General features: G+C 61.8%; 16 protein-coding genes, 1 tRNA gene and 1 pseudogene. 8 read left to right on the forward strand and 10 right to left on the reverse strand.

Going from position 1 to position 16,350, the window contains the following annotated elements; all coding sequences use genetic code 11:
* The 7 genes and pseudogenes from EOA78_RS37480 to phaC all read right to left on the reverse strand — a co-directional run.
* Nucleotides 1-128: pseudogene (locus EOA78_RS37480) on the reverse strand (PilZ domain-containing protein); the annotation flags it as partial.
* Nucleotides 129-307: 179 nt separating this feature from the next.
* A complete protein-coding gene (locus EOA78_RS30860) occupies nt 308-661 on the reverse strand; it encodes a TadE/TadG family type IV pilus assembly protein (protein WP_245477876.1) in 354 nt (117 codons plus the stop codon).
* Nucleotides 662-701: 40 nt separating this feature from the next.
* Nucleotides 702-1,142 (reverse strand): TadE/TadG family type IV pilus assembly protein, encoded by a 441-nt coding sequence (locus tag EOA78_RS30865; protein ID WP_127319026.1) that lies wholly within the window; start codon nt 1,140-1,142, stop codon nt 702-704.
* Between the two features lie 6 nt (nt 1,143-1,148).
* Entirely contained in the window at nt 1,149-2,390 is a 1,242-nt protein-coding gene (locus tag EOA78_RS30870; protein WP_127319028.1) for a pilus assembly protein TadG-related protein, read from the reverse strand.
* 591 nt (nt 2,391-2,981) lie between these two features.
* Nucleotides 2,982-3,056 (reverse strand) — tRNA-Glu (locus EOA78_RS30875).
* 188 nt (nt 3,057-3,244) lie between these two features.
* Nucleotides 3,245-4,495: a D-Ala-D-Ala carboxypeptidase family metallohydrolase gene (locus EOA78_RS30880; protein WP_127319030.1), complete on the reverse strand. Its 1,251-nt coding sequence runs from the start codon at nt 4,493-4,495 to the stop codon at nt 3,245-3,247.
* Between the two features lie 231 nt (nt 4,496-4,726).
* Nucleotides 4,727-6,562 (reverse strand): class I poly(R)-hydroxyalkanoic acid synthase, encoded by a 1,836-nt coding sequence (phaC, locus tag EOA78_RS30885; RefSeq protein WP_127319032.1) that lies wholly within the window; start codon nt 6,560-6,562, stop codon nt 4,727-4,729.
* A 97-nt stretch (nt 6,563-6,659) separates the two neighbouring features.
* On the opposite strand from phaC, the gene EOA78_RS30890 reads away from it, so the two are divergent.
* The 5 genes from EOA78_RS30890 to recJ all read left to right on the forward strand — a co-directional run bounded on the left by EOA78_RS30890 (nt 6,660) and on the right by recJ (nt 12,674).
* Nucleotides 6,660-7,049, forward strand: coding sequence for a hypothetical protein (locus EOA78_RS30890; protein ID WP_127319034.1), 390 nt, complete (start codon nt 6,660-6,662; stop codon nt 7,047-7,049).
* A gap of 79 nt (nt 7,050-7,128) precedes the next feature.
* The gene (locus EOA78_RS30895; RefSeq protein WP_127319036.1) at nt 7,129-8,346 is read left to right on the forward strand and encodes an LL-diaminopimelate aminotransferase; all 1,218 of its coding nucleotides are present in this window, start codon (nt 7,129-7,131) and stop codon (nt 8,344-8,346) included.
* Between the two features lie 46 nt (nt 8,347-8,392).
* Nucleotides 8,393-9,706 (forward strand): homoserine dehydrogenase, encoded by a 1,314-nt coding sequence (locus tag EOA78_RS30900; RefSeq protein WP_127319038.1) that lies wholly within the window; start codon nt 8,393-8,395, stop codon nt 9,704-9,706.
* A gap of 138 nt (nt 9,707-9,844) precedes the next feature.
* Nucleotides 9,845-10,828 (forward strand): class II fructose-bisphosphatase, encoded by a 984-nt coding sequence (gene glpX, locus EOA78_RS30905; RefSeq protein WP_127319040.1) that lies wholly within the window; start codon nt 9,845-9,847, stop codon nt 10,826-10,828.
* Between the two features lie 61 nt (nt 10,829-10,889).
* Complete coding sequence (gene recJ, locus EOA78_RS30910) at nt 10,890-12,674, forward strand: single-stranded-DNA-specific exonuclease RecJ (RefSeq protein WP_127319042.1); 1,785 nt, start codon at nt 10,890-10,892, stop codon at nt 12,672-12,674.
* A gap of 47 nt (nt 12,675-12,721) precedes the next feature.
* Here the strand turns inward: recJ and EOA78_RS30915 are convergent, their stop codons facing one another.
* From EOA78_RS30915 to folE, 3 genes are all read right to left on the reverse strand, one after another.
* Nucleotides 12,722-13,690 carry a patatin family protein gene (locus tag EOA78_RS30915; protein WP_127319044.1) on the reverse strand — a complete coding sequence of 323 codons (969 nt, stop codon included), beginning with the start codon at nt 13,688-13,690 and terminating at the stop codon, nt 12,722-12,724.
* Between the two features lie 84 nt (nt 13,691-13,774).
* A complete protein-coding gene (hisI, locus tag EOA78_RS30920; RefSeq protein WP_127319046.1) occupies nt 13,775-14,245 on the reverse strand; it encodes a phosphoribosyl-AMP cyclohydrolase in 471 nt (156 codons plus the stop codon).
* 36 nt (nt 14,246-14,281) lie between these two features.
* Entirely contained in the window at nt 14,282-14,917 is a 636-nt protein-coding gene (gene folE, locus EOA78_RS30925; protein ID WP_023801043.1) for a GTP cyclohydrolase I FolE, read from the reverse strand.
* 240 nt (nt 14,918-15,157) lie between these two features.
* On the opposite strand from folE, the gene EOA78_RS30930 reads away from it, so the two are divergent.
* The 3 genes from EOA78_RS30930 to EOA78_RS30940 form a co-directional block, all read left to right on the forward strand.
* Complete coding sequence (locus EOA78_RS30930; RefSeq protein ID WP_127319048.1) at nt 15,158-15,604, forward strand: iron-sulfur cluster assembly scaffold protein; 447 nt, start codon at nt 15,158-15,160, stop codon at nt 15,602-15,604.
* Between the two features lie 7 nt (nt 15,605-15,611).
* Nucleotides 15,612-15,980: a membrane protein insertion efficiency factor YidD gene (yidD, locus tag EOA78_RS30935; RefSeq protein WP_127319050.1), complete on the forward strand. Its 369-nt coding sequence runs from the start codon at nt 15,612-15,614 to the stop codon at nt 15,978-15,980.
* A gap of 136 nt (nt 15,981-16,116) precedes the next feature.
* Nucleotides 16,117-16,350, forward strand: a 234-nt coding sequence (locus EOA78_RS30940; RefSeq protein WP_348628509.1) for a penicillin-binding transpeptidase domain-containing protein, incomplete at its 3' end; no start/stop codon positions are given.

Raw genomic sequence — 16,350 nt, forward strand, 5'->3', positions numbered from 1 at the left:
AGTTCGGCGCCTCCGTCATGCATGTTGCGCACCGTGCACGTGACCTCGGAATTGGTGATGCCGGTCAGGATCGTCGCGCCCTTGAAGACGCGCTGCCTGCGTTTGCCCCTGTTTTCGTCTTCAGCCAACGCGCGCCAATCCCCGGCGATCGTCGCATTTCATATGGTGCGATCGGCAAGATAATTTGGCCCGCCTGATAAACATAGCGTTATCGTCAGCGGCTGCGGCGACTTTGCGGCGAGGAAGAGCTTCGCTGCAGGGTTTTTCAGGATGGGGAACTAGCCGCGGCCCCCGACTCGAACGAGGCTTATGTTCCAATCAACGGAACTGTGACTGTCGTTGCGTAATTTATCGGATACCGATCGAAATATGGGAAGTCGATGACGAAAGCATAGGTAGCGGTCAGATGCGCCATGCGGAAACCGCTGCTGGGGGGATCGATCCCAATCGTCACTTCGACGTCTCTCAACCCTAAAGCCAGTAATTTCTCTGTGGCAATGGCTTGTATCTGGGCCTGCGTCAGCGAGTTCTTCATCTGCAGCGCACGCGAGGACGTTTCCAGCGTGTACCGAACACTCGACATGGCGTTCAAAGCCCAGCCGAATGCGAAAATCCCGAACAAAAGCATCATCAGAAAAGGCGCGAGCAGTGCGAATTCCAATGCAGCTCCGCCTGACGCATCACGTGTAAATGCTCTTCCTTTAACGGACACGAATCACCTGTTGATGCCTAAGCTCGCGCGAGAAGGAAAACACGTCAAAGCCGAAGGGCGGGGACCAGGTGGCTGTCGCCTGTATTTCAACGAAGACCGAGGGAGCTTTCAAACCGTCGCACAGGACCGATGGATCGGCCACGGTGCTCCCACACATGTATTTGCGCCCCAATGTAACTTGCGCGTCGTCGGGACGATTTTCCCAGCTCGAAAGGGCGACGGCTTGGGTTGCCGCGTCGTTGGCTTCTCCTTGCATCACAAGATTTGCTGCCGTTTTGACGCCTGCGCGCATCGACAACGAGCTTGATACGAAAGACCAGCCGTTAATGACGCCAAGAACTACCAGGCAAAGGATCGGCAGAACCAGCGCAAACTCCACCGCCGCAACACCCGAATCGCTCCGGAAAATCCGGACTGGTCGCCGTTCCATGTAGGATTACTCGACAAGCCGAACGGACTGCGTCGCCGGAATCTCACGCATCCCGAGGCTGGTGCAATCCTGATTGATGGTTGTGTTGCCGGACCACTGCACGTTGCTGGCGACGACCTGCGTGCAACCATTTATGCCCGAGAAGTTGCCGAGGTAATTGACCGCCTGCGTTGGAAAATACAGGGCGCCGGTCAAAAGCGAATCCGCCGTGCCATTGAACGTGTTCGATCCCGCTAAGTTTGCTCTGTCGCCGTAAAACAGCACACCCGAATAGGTGCCTGATGTCGGTGCGCTAAGCTTGACGGTGGCAGTGCCGTTCATGGTGACGCCGGAGCTGCCGGCCAGATAGATGATAACTCCCTCGCCGGAAATGTTTGCATTTGAGTTCGCTTTGAAATCGCCTCCCTGAATGACGTATACCCCCGGCGAGAGCGTTACACTGCCGCTCAAGCTGAGCCCCCTGCAGTATGTTCCAGGTTGCAACGTCGACTGATTGCCGTTTTGGCAGGGGTTCGTGGCCGGCGGCGCCGGAAGGTCGGCAAAAGGATCGGCAGCGGGCAACGCCTGGGTTACCAGGCTGGTGCAGACGGTCTTCACAGGATTGGCCAATGACATCCCACCGGCCGATATCAGGCAGTCGACATCAAGGCTTGCCGATCCCTGAAGCTTGATGGCGTCCGGAGCAATCGAATTCGACATGACGGAGCAGCCCGTCAGTTTTGTGGTCGAACTGCCGGAAAAGAGGGCCGCTCTCGAAGCAGAGCGATTGAGCGCCAGAACGCAGGCCTTTGAAGCATCCGTGATAAGAGCCACTGCTCTTGCCCGCGCGCCAACCTCGTTCTGCGTGAATATCGACGTGAAAAATCGATCGAGGTTCTGATGAACGATGACCTCGACAGCCTTTTTCGCCACGTTTGGGCCGGATGACGGGGGTGTGAAAACTTCAATCGTGCCTGTCGACGCTGCAAAACCGTTTGAGGCTGCTGAAAGCGTCGCGGCCGAGACTATCGCGGGTTTGTCGGATCCCGAAACCTTTTCCAAAGCGCCAGCATAAGCTGCCGCGTCGGCCACCGCCTGTAATTTCAAGCTACTATAATACCAATACGAAGTTTCCACCCCGAGACCCGCACCACCAACAACGATCGGCAAAGACAGGGCAAAAATGATGGCAACGTTGCCGCTCGTGCCGAGGCATCGTCGTCGCAGACAGCGGACAAACCGCCTCGAGATAGGAGCGCCCAATTCCATGCAGGTATTTAAGGAAAGATGAATGAAGGAATGGCTAACGATTTCACTCCATTTGACAGGTGCGCTCCTTGGCCCGGCCGCAAAAGCTCCAGCAGCCGCAAAATGACGTTGTTGGTGACAACTGAGACAGGCCCAGTTGGAGCCTGAGGAGATCCTGGATGACGATACTTTCTGTCGAACTGAACAAGCTGGTCAACCCTGACAACGGGCATCGTTTCGACGTCTATGTGCCGATTCGCGCGTCACGAGGGGCCAAACTGTAACCACCGAACTGTCACCAAAAATTCTTCCCGTCCATTTGGCAGTTGGCAATAAGCACGGCGAGGCACTACTTCCCACCCTATGGATTTGGCTTTGCCGGATCGGTATTGTCCGCCTCTCTTACCCACGGTGTCGCCGAGCACTGCTTGATGGCCGTTCGGCCAGCGGGTTATCGGGGACGGCCGCGGCCAGACGCAAATCGTCACTACAGACTAGCCCTCAGTCGATCCGGCAACTGCATTCCTCAAGCTCGACTCGATCAGGCCCAGGAGGAAATTGGCCAAATATTGGACAGGAGAGCGGAGTTTTCAGCTATGTGCTTGAAAAGTCTGGTACGCCCAAGGGGAATCGAACCCCTGTTACCGCCGTGAAAGGGCGGTGTCCTGACCGCTAGACGATGGGCGCGCTCAGATGTGAGCGCTTATAGTTGCGTTGCACCAAACCGGCAACCCGTCTGCCGCCGCCTGCGACAACTTTTTTCATTGGCCGCAAAACCGCGCATTTTCGGCGATTTAGCCCGGTTAGACGCGGCACCCGTGCCGTCGTGAGGCGGCACATTGCGAACGTTGCGTAATGAGAGAGAGAGACAGCCGTTACCGCCGCCGGCGGCAGCGCCAGTTCCAGTCGCGCTCGGGACCGACGTCGATGTGAACAGATTCGGTATGGCAGTAGGTGCCGACGCCGCCGCGCCCGGGCATGCTGCGGATGTAGCTTGCCAGTTGCGCTTTCGCGACGCCTGGAACCTGGATGTCGGCAGCAGCGCAATACATGTGCAGCGAATTCTTGGCGCCGTTGGCGCGGCGGTTGCGGGCCGGGTCACGATAGCCGGAGGTGACGATCATCTTCTTGCCGTAATGGCCCTCGATCGTCTTCAGCACGCGGACCAGCGAAGGTTTCAGGCAGGCAACGTCGACATTCTCGGTCTGCTTCAAAAGACCGTTGGGCGCCAGCCGGGCAAGCCCGGCAGCGGATGCCACCTGATAGGCGCCGCCTTCATCCTCGTTCAGATCGACGTCGCTGTCGTCGTCGAGGCCGGATTTGCGCTTGATCTCGAAGAGTGCGGTCTTGCGTACGCCAGGCAGCGCGTCATCGGTGAAATGGCTGGTATCGCCGATCGAAGCCAGTTGCACCGGCTTTTCAGCCGATTTGGCCGAGGCCAAGGTGATGGTCGGCTTTGCCGCCGCCTTGGGCTGCGCCGCCGTGGATTGCTCGCTCGACCTGTTGCTGGTCTGCGGGGCAGGCGCCGCCGAGGCCGGCGTGGCGCTGAACAAAGAGGCGAGGAACCCCTTCTTCTTCGGCGCATAAGCCTGCGGCTGCGGCTCTCCGGCGGTCACATAAACCGGGTTGTTCATCGCCGGCGCGGCCGACTCGGTCTTGGACTTCGGCGCGGCCGTGCCTGCATCGGCGGTTTCACTCTTCTGCGTAGCAGAGCCGGCCTGTTCAACCGTCTGCGCGGACTGTTGCTGGGGCTGCGGCGTCTGGCCCGCAGTCGCCTCTGCGCGCGCAGGAGCCGTGACGGGGAAGCCGGCATCGGACTTGGCGCCTCCCTCGGTCCCCGGATTGGCCATTGGCACATAGCCGACCTGCTGGGGAAGGCTTGCGTCGCCTTTGGCGGTCATCGTCATTTGTGAAGTCGTCATCTGCGACGATGAATCAGTGGTGACCTGTTGGGTACCGGAGGCGGTGCTGATATCCGTAGCAGAGGCATTATAACCGGGCATGCCGACTGACAGGGACGGGTCGCCGGCCGAGGTGCAGGACGCCAGGAGCACGGAGAAAAGCGCGGCCGCAATGGCGCGGCTTTCTCCCTTCGCGAGGCGCGATCCTGCTGATTTCAAAACCAAATTCCCCCTCGACGTCCGGTCGGTACTTCATTGGCGGCACCGAAACATCTCGCCGCAATAAACCCTTGTCCCCGAACGGAAACGAGACCTGTGTCAAATCCGCAAGCCCCAGAGTAATTCGACGGCTAGAGAAGAATCGGGAGTGCTTAAGGGTTGACGACCCCATTTCGCCCTCTTTTACCGGCGCGTCAACTCACCACACATTACAGAAGGTTACACACCTACAGAAGGTTACACACGCACCTTGACATAGGTGCCTGGCGCATCGCCCAGGGTTTTCATGTGCTTGCCGGGTTTGCGGGCCGGCACGCGGGTGTCGTCCTTGGCCTCGATCCAGCATTGCCAGTGCGGCCACCAGGAGCCCGGATGGTTTGTGGCCTCGGCGATCCACTGGTCGAAGTCGCCCGCCGGCTTGCCGCCGGTCCAGTAGTGATATTTCTGCGCAGCCGGCGGATTGACGACACCGGCGATGTGGCCGGAGCCGGCCATGACGTAGTCGACTTCGCCGCCGAAATACTTCGAACCGAGGAACACCGAACGCGCCGGCGCGATGTGATCTTCCTTCGAGGCGAGGTTGTAGACCGGGATGGTGACGTCCTTCAGCGAAACCACGCGGCCCGCCAGCTCCATCGTGCCTTGCGAAAGTCTGTTCTCAAGATAGCAATTGCGCAGATAGAAGGAATGGTTGGCTGCAGCCATGCGGGTCGAATCGGCGTTCCAGTAGAGCAGGTCGAAGGGCAGGGGATCCTTGCCGCGCATGTAGTTGTTGACGACATAGGGCCAGATCAGGTCGCCCGAGCGCAGCATGTTGAAGGCGGTCGCCATTTTGGTGCCGTCGAGATAGCCTTTCTCGTTCATCGCCTTTTCGACGGCCGCGACCTGCTCCTCGTCGACGAACACTTTCAGGTCGCCGGCATAGGTGAAATCGACCTGCGTGGTGAAGAAGGTGGCCGATTTGATGCGGTGGTCGCCTTCCTGCGCCATCAGCGCCAGGGCCGCCGCCAGAAGCGTGCCGCCGACGCAATAGCCGACGGCGTTGACGTCCTTTTCGCCGGTGGACCTTTCAATTGTGTCCAGGCCGTATTGCAGGCCCTCCCTGATATAGGCCTCCCAGCTCTTGGTGCCGTGCCGCTCGTCCGGGTTGATCCAGGAGATGACGAAGACGGTGTGGCCCTGCTCTACCGCCCAGCGGATGAAGGACTTTTGCGGGTTGAGATCGAGAATGTAGTATTTGTTGATCCATGGCGGGCAGATCAGCAGCGGCCGCTTGAGTACGGTCTCGGCCGCCGGATCGTATTGCAGGATCTCGGCGACATCGCTGCGGCCCACCACCTTGCCGGGTGTCGTGGCGAGGTTCTTGCCGATCTCGAAGGACGAGTAATCCGCCTGCCTCAGTTTCAGGTCGCCCTTGCCGGCGGCGATGTCCTCGGCCAGCATCTTCATGCCGCGCACCAGGTTTTCGCCATTCGAAGCGACGGTCTCGCGAAACAGCTCCGGGTTGGTCAGGATGAAATTCGACGGCGAGATGGCATTGGACACCTGCTTGACGTAGAAGCTGGCCTTGTGGCGGGTGTGCTCGTCCAGGCCATCGGCGTGCTCGACCAGCTCGGCCGCCCAGCGCGAGGTGACGAGATAGGCCTGCTTGAGGAAATCGAAGAAGGCGTTGCGGCCCCATTCCGGGTCCTGGAAACGCTTGTCGCCGGGCTCGGGCTTGACCGCGTCTTCGGCATCTTCGCCGCCGGCGCTGAGACGCTGGATGGAGTTGGCCCAGACGGTCATGTAGCCGGAGAACAGCCGCGTCTGCGCCTCCAGCGCACGCTGCGGGTCGGAAAGCCAGTATTCGCTGAGCTTGGAGAAGGTTTTCACCATGTCAACGACCGGCTCGGCGACCTGATCGCGCACTTCGCCTTTTTCGCGCGGCTCGGCCCATGCGGAAGCGGCCTTGCCGGCCTGCTCGATCATGCGCGCCATGTTCAAGGCGAAGCGCTCCGGGTCCTTCACCAGATATTGCTCGACGGTCGAAGCCTGGTCATCTTCCGCTTTGCCCGAATCGGGTGTTTTGGACATGGTTCGCGGGGTTCCTCCCGAAGCGTTTTCTTGACATATTATCATGGGACATCGGACAGGGTCCAACGCGCTCTACCTCGGCTGCCAAGGAAACAATATGACGATTAATATTGGCGAAACTGTTTTTTCTGGCACTGGTCGTTTTTGCCGCATGGGCGCGGCGGTCGTTTTGCTGGCGATCGCCGGCTGTTCGAGCACCAACATCGAGGGCGCCACGCCTGTCGCGGCTACCGACGGGCCGAAGAACACCGGCACCTATCCGAACCTGAATATCCCGCCGCAGGTGGCGGCGGAGCAATTCACCGAGGCGGAAAAGAACGCCAAGCTCGCCCAGTTGAAGGCCGACGAGCAGGCGCAGGCCTCAAAGGGCGGAGCGGTCAAGGCCGCGGACCCGGCGCTGAACACACTGGCAAGGAAGCACGGCGCCGAAGCGCTGAAGCAGATCGAAGCCAAATGCGATCCTGCCCTCGACCCTACCTGCAAATAGGGTTATATCGCGCGACCGACAAGCACCTTTGCCAAAAGCCACTTTGACCGTCTGGAATTGACCCACCACTGGAAATGATATGGAAGAATTTCACAAGGTCCGCCGGCTTCCGCCCTATGTCTTCGAGCAGGTCAACCGGCTGAAGGCCAGTGCCCGCTCGCGCGGCGCCGACATCATCGACCTTGGCATGGGCAATCCGGATCTGCCGACGCCCAAGGCCATCGTCGACAAATTGTGCGAGGTCGTGCGCGATCCGCGCACGCATCGCTATTCGTCGTCGCGCGGCATTCCGGGCCTGCGCCGCGCCCAGGCCAATTACTATGGCCGCCGTTTTGGCGTGAAACTCGACCCGGACACGCAAGTGGTGGCGACGCTGGGGTCGAAGGAAGGTTTTGCCAATATGGCGCAGGCGATCACCGCCCCCGGCGACGTGATCCTGTGCCCTAACCCGACCTATCCGATCCACGCTTTCGGCTTCATCATGTCGGGCGGCGTCATCCGCTCGTTGCAAGTGGAACCGGACGACGGCTTCATTCCGGCGCTGGAGCGCGGCATCCGCCATTCGATTCCGAAGCCGCTGGCGTTGATCCTCAATTACCCGTCGAACCCGACGGCGCAGGTCGCCTCGCTCGATTTCTACAAGGAGGTGGTGGCCTTCGCCAAGAAGAACGACATCATCATCCTGTCGGACCTTGCCTATTCGGAAATCTATTTCGACGGCAATCCGCCTCCCTCGGTGCTGCAGGTGCCGGGTGCGATCGACGTGGCGGTCGAGTTCACCTCGATGTCGAAGACCTTTTCCATGCCCGGCTGGCGCATGGGTTTTGCCGTCGGCAACGAGCGGCTGATCTCGGCGCTGACCAGGGTCAAGTCCTATCTCGACTATGGTGCCTTCACGCCGATCCAGGTGGCGGCTGCGCACGCGCTCAACGGCGACGGCGCCGACATCGCCGAAGTGCGCGACATCTATCATAAGCGCCGCGATGTCATGGTCGACGCCTTCAGCCGCGCCGGCTGGATTGTCCCGGCGCCGGCGGCGTCGATGTTCGCCTGGGCGCCGATCCCGGAGCCGTTCAAGCATCTCGGCTCGCTCGAATTCTCCAAGCTTCTGATCGAGCACGCAGACGTGGCGGTGGCGCCGGGCGTCGGCTTCGGCGAGCATGGCGACGACCATGTGCGCATCGCGCTGGTCGAGAACGAGCACCGGATCCGGCAGGCGGCGCGCAACATCAAGCGCTTCCTGGCGTCCAGCGCCAAACAGCCCAACAATGTGGTGCCGCTCGCCGCGCATCGTTGAGTCGCCACAGATCACATCGACCAATCCTTGAGGGGCGTCGCCGGACATGGCTGAAGCGTTGCGTGTTGGAATCGCCGGTCTCGGCACCGTCGGCGCGTCGGTGGCGCGCGTGCTGCACGACAAGGCGGCGGAACTGACGCGGCAATGCGGCCGCGAGGTCGTCGTGTCAGCCGTCTCGGCCCGTGATCGCAAACGCGACCGCGGCGTCGATCTCAGCGCGGCCAAGTGGTTCGACGATCCGGTAGGAATGGCGCAGACCGCCGAGATCGACGTGTTCGTCGACCTGATCGGCGGCGACGAGGGACCGTCGCGATCATCCGTGAAAGCAGCGCTTGAAACCGGCCGCCACGTCGTCACCGCCAACAAGGCGCTGCTCGCCAAGCATGGCGTGGCGCTGGCCGAGATCGCCGAGAAGAAGGGCGTGCTGCTCAATTACGAGGCGGCGGTAGCGGGCGGCATTCCGGTCATCAAGACGATGCGCGAGGCGATGGCCGGCAATTCGGTGACCCGTGTCTTCGGCATCCTCAACGGCACCTGCAACTACATCCTGACCCGCATGGAGGCCGAGGGCCTGTCGTTCGACGCCTGTCTGAAGGATGCGCAGCGGCTGGGCTATGCCGAGGCCGACCCGACCTTCGACATCGAGGGCCACGACACCGCGCATAAGCTGTCGATCCTGACCAGCCTTGCCTTCGGCACGCGGATTGCCGCCAACGACATCTACATGGAAGGGATTTCCAACATCAGCCAGGCAGATATCCGCGCGGCCGGCGATCTCGGCTACCGGATAAAGCTGCTCGGCGTCGCCCAACGCACGGAAAGCGGGATCGAACAGCGCGTGCACCCGACCATGGTGCCGACGGCCTCGGTCATCGCGCAGGTGCACGGCGTCACCAATGCGGTGGCCATCGAAACCGATATTCTTGGCGAGCTTTTGCTCTCCGGTCCCGGTGCCGGCGGTAACGCCACCGCATCGGCAGTGGTTGGCGACATTGCCGACATCGCCAAGAGCCGGCCCGGTTTCCAGCACGGTCCGGTCTTCGGCCTGCCGGCGAAGGAATTGCGACCCTATAAGAAGGCACAGATGCGCAGCCATGCCGGCGGCTATTTCATCCGGCTGACCGTGCATGACCGCATCGGCGTCTTTGCCGCCATCGCCAAGCGCATGGCCGACAACGACATTTCTCTGGAATCGATCGTGCAGCACGCCGCCGGGCCGGACACCGCCCTGCAGAAGACGGTGATCCTCGTCACCCACGAGACGACGGAAGCGGCGGTCCGCAAGGCCGTCGACGGCATCACCAAGGACGACCATCTGACCGACAAGCCGCAGGTCATCCGCATCGAGCGGGCGGAATAGGAATTCTCCTTCTCCCAATCGATTGATATCGTTGCGTTTTCAAGAAAGACCCGCCCAGGTCTTGCTGTTGTCATGGAGCTTTGACACAACCGGCGCGCCTCTGGCGGGAGGCAATGTACCAACGAGGATTGTCCACCGATGAACGTTGCCCAGAACATCGTAGCCGGCCTTGACCGGATACTCACCATGGAGCTGGTGCGCGTCACCGAACGCGCCGCGGTTGCGGCGGCTAGATTGCGCGGACGCGGCGACGAAAAGGCCGCCGACCAGGTCGCAGTCGACGCCATGCGCGAGGAGCTCAACCGCCTCGCCATCAACGGCACGGTGGTGATCGGCGAAGGCGAGCGCGACGAGGCGCCGATGCTCTATATCGGCGAAGAAGTCGGTTCCGGCAAAGGCCCGGCGGTCGATATCGCGCTCGATCCGCTCGAAGGCACGACGATCTGTGCCAAGAACCTGCCCAATGCGCTGGCCGTCATCGCCATTGCGGAAAAGGGCAGCCTGCTGTTCGCGCCCGACGTCTATATGGACAAGATCGCCGTCGGCCCGGGCTATGCGGACGGCGTCATCGACATCGATGCCTCGCCGGCCGAAAACATCGCCAGCCTGGCCAGGGCCAAAGGCGTGCCGGTGCCGGAGATCACCGCCTGCATCCTCGATCGGCCGCGCCATGGCAGCCTGATTGAGGCCGTGCGCGCCACGGGCGCTGCGATCCGGCTGATCGGCGATGGTGACGTCGCCGGCGTCATCCACACCACCGATCCGGATGAAACCGGCATCGACATCTATCTCGGCACCGGCGGCGCCCCGGAGGGCGTGCTGGCGGCGGCAGCGTTGCGCTGCACCGGCGGCCAGATGCAGGGAAGGCTGATCCTCGACACGCCGCAAAAGGTGGCGCGCGCGGCAAGGATGGGCATCTTGGACCCGAAGCGGGTTTACCGCACGCAAGACATGGCGCGCGGTGACGTGCTGTTTGCGGCAACCGGCGTGACCGACGGCAACATGCTGGCCGGCGTCAAGTTCGGCCGCAATTCCATCACCACGCATACGATCGTGCTGCGCTCGTCGTCGCGCACCGTTCGCGAGATCAAGGCAAGGCACCAAGATCTGGAAAAGTTTTGATTCCCGACTCGGCTAGCCGTCGCATATTGTGAGAAATGACAATCCGCAGACGGCGCGTCGCATGACGGGCGAAAACCGTATCTTCCTCGATGTCAGGCAGTCGGCATCAGGTGTTTCCTGGGAGCACCGGCTGACCGAGCGGCAGGACATGACCGCGCTTGCGATAGCGCAAGGCTATGGCGTGCCGGACATCGTCGCGCGCGTCCTTGCCGGGCGCGGCGTGACCGCCGAGCAGACCGAGCGGTTCCTTGATCCGACCATCCGCGATCTTTTGCCGGACCCGGCTTCGCTGACCGACATGGGCAAGGCAGCCGCCCGCATCGCTGAAGCGATCGTGACCGGGGAAAGAGTGGCGATCTTCGGCGACTACGACGTCGACGGCGCGGCCTCATCGGCGCTGCTCAAGCGGTTTCTCACGCATTTCTCCGTGCCAGCGGAGATCTACATACCGGACCGCATCTTCGAGGGGTACGGACCCAATCCGGAAGCCATGCGCGAACTTGTCTCGCGTGGCGCGACGCTGATCGTCACCGTCGACTGCGGCACCAACAGCGCCGTCTCGATCGACGCGGCGAAGGCTGCCGGCGCCGATGTCGTGGTGCTCGATCATCATCAGCTCGGCGGTCCGTTGCCGGCGGCAGAGGCGGTCGTCAATCCCAATCGCGAGGACGACCTTTCGGGGCAGGGCCATCTTTGTGCCGCCGGCGTCGTCTTCCTGGCTCTGGTGCAGACGGCGAGGATCCTGCGTGGCCGGTTACCGGATGCCGCACCGCCGGACCTGCTTGGTCTGCTGGACCTCGTGGCCTTGGCGACCGTTTGCGACGTGGTGCCGCTGACCGGCGTCAACCGCGCCTTCGTGGTCAAGGGGTTGCAGATGGCGCGCCAGCAGAGGAACGAGGGGTTAGCTGCGTTGGCGCGGGTCTCGCGCATCGGCGAGCCGGTCAACACCTTCCATCTGGCCTATCTGATCGGCCCGCGCATCAATGCAGGCGGGCGCATCGGCGACGCAGCACTCGGCAGCCGCCTGCTCGCCACCGACGATCCCGTCGAGGCCCGCACCATCGCCGAGACGCTGGACCGGCTCAATCAGGAGCGGCAGCAGATGGAATTGGAAATGCTGGCCGCGGCACGAGTCGAGGCCGATGCCGAGCTTGCCGGCGGCAATGGGCCGGCCATCGTCGTCACCGCCAGCTCCAATTGGCATCCGGGCATCGTCGGCCTGCTGGCGTCGCGGCTCAAGGATCATGCGCGCCGGCCCGCCTTTGCCATCGCCTTCAACGCCAATGGCGTCGGCACGGGTTCGGGCCGTTCGGTGTCCGGCTTCGATCTCGGCCGGCTGGTGCGCGAGGCCGCCATTGCCGGGCTGATCGTCAAAGGCGGCGGCCATGGCATGGCGGCCGGCATCACGGTGGAGCGGGCGAAACTTGGCGCGCTCAGGGCCTTCTTCGAGGAACGAGCGGCGGCCGACGTGTTTCGGCTGCAGGGCGAGGAGAGCCTGGCGATCGACGGTGCGCTGGCCGCCGAGGGTGCGACGCTCGGCCTGCTCGATGCGCTGGAGAAAGCCGGCCCGTTCGGCGCCGGGCATATCCCGCCGGTCTTCGCGCTGCCGCGCCATCGTCTTGCCGATGCGAGGCTGGTCGGCACCAATCACATTCGCGCCGAGTTGCAGTCGGAAAGCGGCGGCCGGATCCAGGCGATCGCCTTTCGCGCCGTCGATACGGCGCTCGGCGAATTCCTGTTCACGAACAAGGGCAAACCGGTGCACGTCGCCGGTTCGCTGTCGGGCAATCACTGGAACGGCAACCGCACGGTGCAGTTCCGCATCGTCGATGCCGCACGTGCCTGAGAGCGGTTTTCGCTTTTGCTGCGCAGACCTTCAGTAAAAATCGCGGTTTAGGCCAGAACCGTCTGCAGCCGGGCCAGCTCGCCGATCTGGGCCACCGTAACCTGATAGCCGATGCGGATCGCCTCGTCGGCGCGGTGGAATTCGGTCAGGCCGATATGGCTGAGCTTAGGCTGCAGCGACATATCCGGCGGGTCGCCGGCAAGCCGCGCACGCGAAATGCGGTCCTGGATGATGTTGAACGCTTCGACCATAACGCCGGTGATGCCGAGCCGTGTTTGGTACTGGTGCCCTGCATCGACCAGGCCGGGCCTTGGCGCATCCTTTTCGACGACCAGTTCGCCGGCGCTGTGCTTGATAACGGCGGCGCGGCCGAACAGATCATAGTGAAGGTTTACTGCGACCACGAGGGGCTGCTCGTAGGCGCGACAAACCGAGACCGGAACCGGATTGACCAGCGCGCCGTCGACCAGCACGCGGCCGTTGCAAATGACCGGTTCGAACACGCCGGGCAGTGCATAGGACGCGCGCATAGCGGTGATCAGCGAACCGCCCGACAGCCAGATTTCATGGCCGGTGCGGATTTCCGAGGTGACACAAACGAATGGTTTCGACAAATCCTCGAAACGGATGCCGGCCATATGCTCGCGCAGCCGTGCGTCGAGCTTCATGCCGCCGAACAGGCCGCTGCCGCGCAGATTGAGATCGAGAAGACCAAAAATGCGGCGCTTGGTCAGGCTTCTGGCGAATTCTTCCAGCTCATCCAGCTTGCCGGCAAGATAGCAGCCGCCGACCAGCGCGCCGATCGAGGTGCCGGCGATCATCGACACTTCGATGCCGGCTTCGTCGAGCGCGCGCAGCACGCCGATATGGGCCCAGCCGCGCGCGCAGCCGCCGCCCAATGCCAGCGAAATGCCTGTTTTCTTGGCGGGGTTCGTTTCAGATACGCCGGCGGACGACGACAGGCCATTGGCCTCTCGAACATCCGGTCTGTTGAGCGATGACGCCCATTCGAGCATCACAATCTCCCTTGTCCCACGGCCAACATACAGTCTGGCCGTATCGAAATCATGAATATACGAGGCTGCAGTTCGGCGAATGGTTCATATGGATGGTTCGCGGGGCTTTCGATACGTTTCTTTCGCATCGAACAGCGGCTTGCTGCCGTCGCTGGCAAGCGTCCCCTTGCCGTCGATCAGTCCCACCGTCCGATAAAAGCAGGAACGCCGGCCGGTGTGGCAGGTTGCGTGGTGGCCCATCACTTTGACGCGCAACCATATGGCATCCTGGTCACAATCCGTGATCATCTCGACGACGTTCTGGACATTCCCGGACGTTTCGCCCTTCTTCCACAGAGCGCTGCGCGAGCGCGACCAGTAGTGGGCGATGCCGGTTTCCAGCGTCAGCGCAAGCGCCTCGGCGTTCATATGCGCGACCATCAGCAGCATGCCGTCTTCGGCATCGGTGACGACGACGGTGACGAGACCGCTGGCATCGAAGCGCGGCGAAAAAGCCGTGCTTTCTTCCAGTGCTTTCTTGTCTGATGGAGCTTTCGGGAATTTCAGTGCCGACATCGCCGGTCCTTGTTTTGTGCGACCGGCGAGGCTCGTTCAGCCCCTGCCGCCGCGCACCATGGTGACGAAACGGACCTGTTCCTCGGGGGTGTCCTTGAAGACGCCGGTGAAGGTCGAAGTCAGCGTAGTGGAGCCCTCCTTGCGGATGCCGCGCATGGCCATACACATATGCTCGGCTTCTAGCATGACGGCCACGCCGCGCGGATTGAGCACGTCCTGGATGACGCCGGCGATCTGTGCGGTCATGGCTTCCTGGGTCTGCAGGCGCTGGGCGAAGATATCGACGACGCGCGCGATCTTGGACAGGCCGACAACCTTGCCGTCCGGCAGATAGCCGACATGCGCCTTGCCGATGATCGGTACCATGTGGTGCTCGCAATGCGAATGGAATGTTATATCCTTGACGAGGACAAGGTCGTCATAGCCGGCGACTTCCTCGAAGGTGCGGCCGAGTTCCTCGGCCGGGCACTTGTCGTAGCCGCCGAACATTTCGCGATAGGCCTTCACCACACGCTTTGGCGTATCGACCAGGCCCTCCCGGTCCGGATTATCGCCGGTCCAGCGCAACAGCGTGCGAACCGCGGCCTCGGCTTCGGCCTCGGTCGGCCGATCGGTGACCGGCTTTTCCATATAGGCGGACGGGGGCATGAATTTCTTGATGACGGCATCCATAAAGGCGTCTCCCGTAGTTCCCCTCTGAGGAGGAACGAGTTGAACGGACCACGACCTTTCGGGTGTTAGAAACGTGCCCTGTTTCCAGCCCGTAAGCGGCGTGAACTGATTTGAGCACGGACGAGGTTGTTGGTTACCTTGTCCATACCCGACTACCAGCATTATATATGATCGTGCCGAGCGAAAGGAAGACCGTCAGCGGCAATCGCTGTTCGCTTGGCGGCGACGGATTGGAAAAATATGATCGACGACGTCTACAATGCGAAAATTCTGGGATTCGCCGGGAATATCGCGCGGATCGGCCGGCTCGACCGTCCCGATGCAACCGCGCGCGCGCATTCCAAGCTGTGCGGCTCGACCGTGACCGTCGATCTGAAGATGGACGACGGCGTCGTCACCGATTTCGCCCATGACGTGAAGGCCTGCGCGCTTGGCCAGGCGTCGTCCTCGATCATGGCGCAACATGTCGTTGGCGCCAGCGCGAACGAGTTGCGCGCGGTGCGCGAGACAATGCTGAAGATGCTGAAGGAAAACGGCGCGCCGCCCGAAGGCCGCTTCGCCGACCTCAGATATCTCGAACCGGTGCGCGACTATAAGGCGCGCCATGCCTCGACCATGCTGACCTTCGATGCGGTGGTCGACGCGATCGGCCAGATCGAGAAGAAGCGCGCCGAACAGGCGGCTTAGCCGTCAAATGGCTACGGATCACACGCACCAGCATCAGAGGCCGCGATACACGCGCAACTGGCCTGGCCCGTGGCGCAAGACGCCCGGCCGAATCCTCGGCACGTCGCTCGTGCGCTTTTATCAACTGACGCTGTCCGGCTTTGTCGGCAATTCCTGCCGGCATCTGCCGACCTGTTCCGAATACGCACATGAGGCAATTGCCCGCCACGGGCTGTGGGCCGGCGGCTGGATGGGGTTTTTCCGCGTGCTGCGCTGCGGGCCGGGCGGAACGCACGGCATTGATCGTGTGCCGGATGTGCTGGCCGATCGCTATGTCTGGTTCACGCCCTGGCGGTACTGGCGGATCGGAAAAAAACGCAGTGACCCGGAAAGCTGATCGCGGTAGAGGGGCTCGGTAATCGGGCAGATCTTTACGACTTGCTAACCTTAACCCGATGTTGCGCATTTGAGACAAAATCGAGACAAGACGCCTCGCTAAGCCGTTCCTGACATGCCTCAGGAGAGATTGCCAAATGCGCCAGATAGACCGCCGTCCATTCGTTTTCGCATTGGTTCTCTACCTTCTGGCTTGGCTGTTGGGTTTTCCGATCCGTGCTCAATCCGCGCCGCTGAAGGACGTTGAATGCACGCTGATCCTGGATGCTGCAAGCGGCGAAACGCTGTATCAGCAAGGGGTCTGTGACCAGCGCTTCAGTCCTGCCTCGACATTCAAGGTTCCCTTGTCGCTGATCGGCTACGACGCGAGG

This window comes from Mesorhizobium sp. M5C.F.Cr.IN.023.01.1.1, assembly GCF_003997585.1.
GTDB classification, from domain to species: domain Bacteria; phylum Pseudomonadota; class Alphaproteobacteria; order Rhizobiales; family Rhizobiaceae; genus Mesorhizobium; species Mesorhizobium wenxiniae.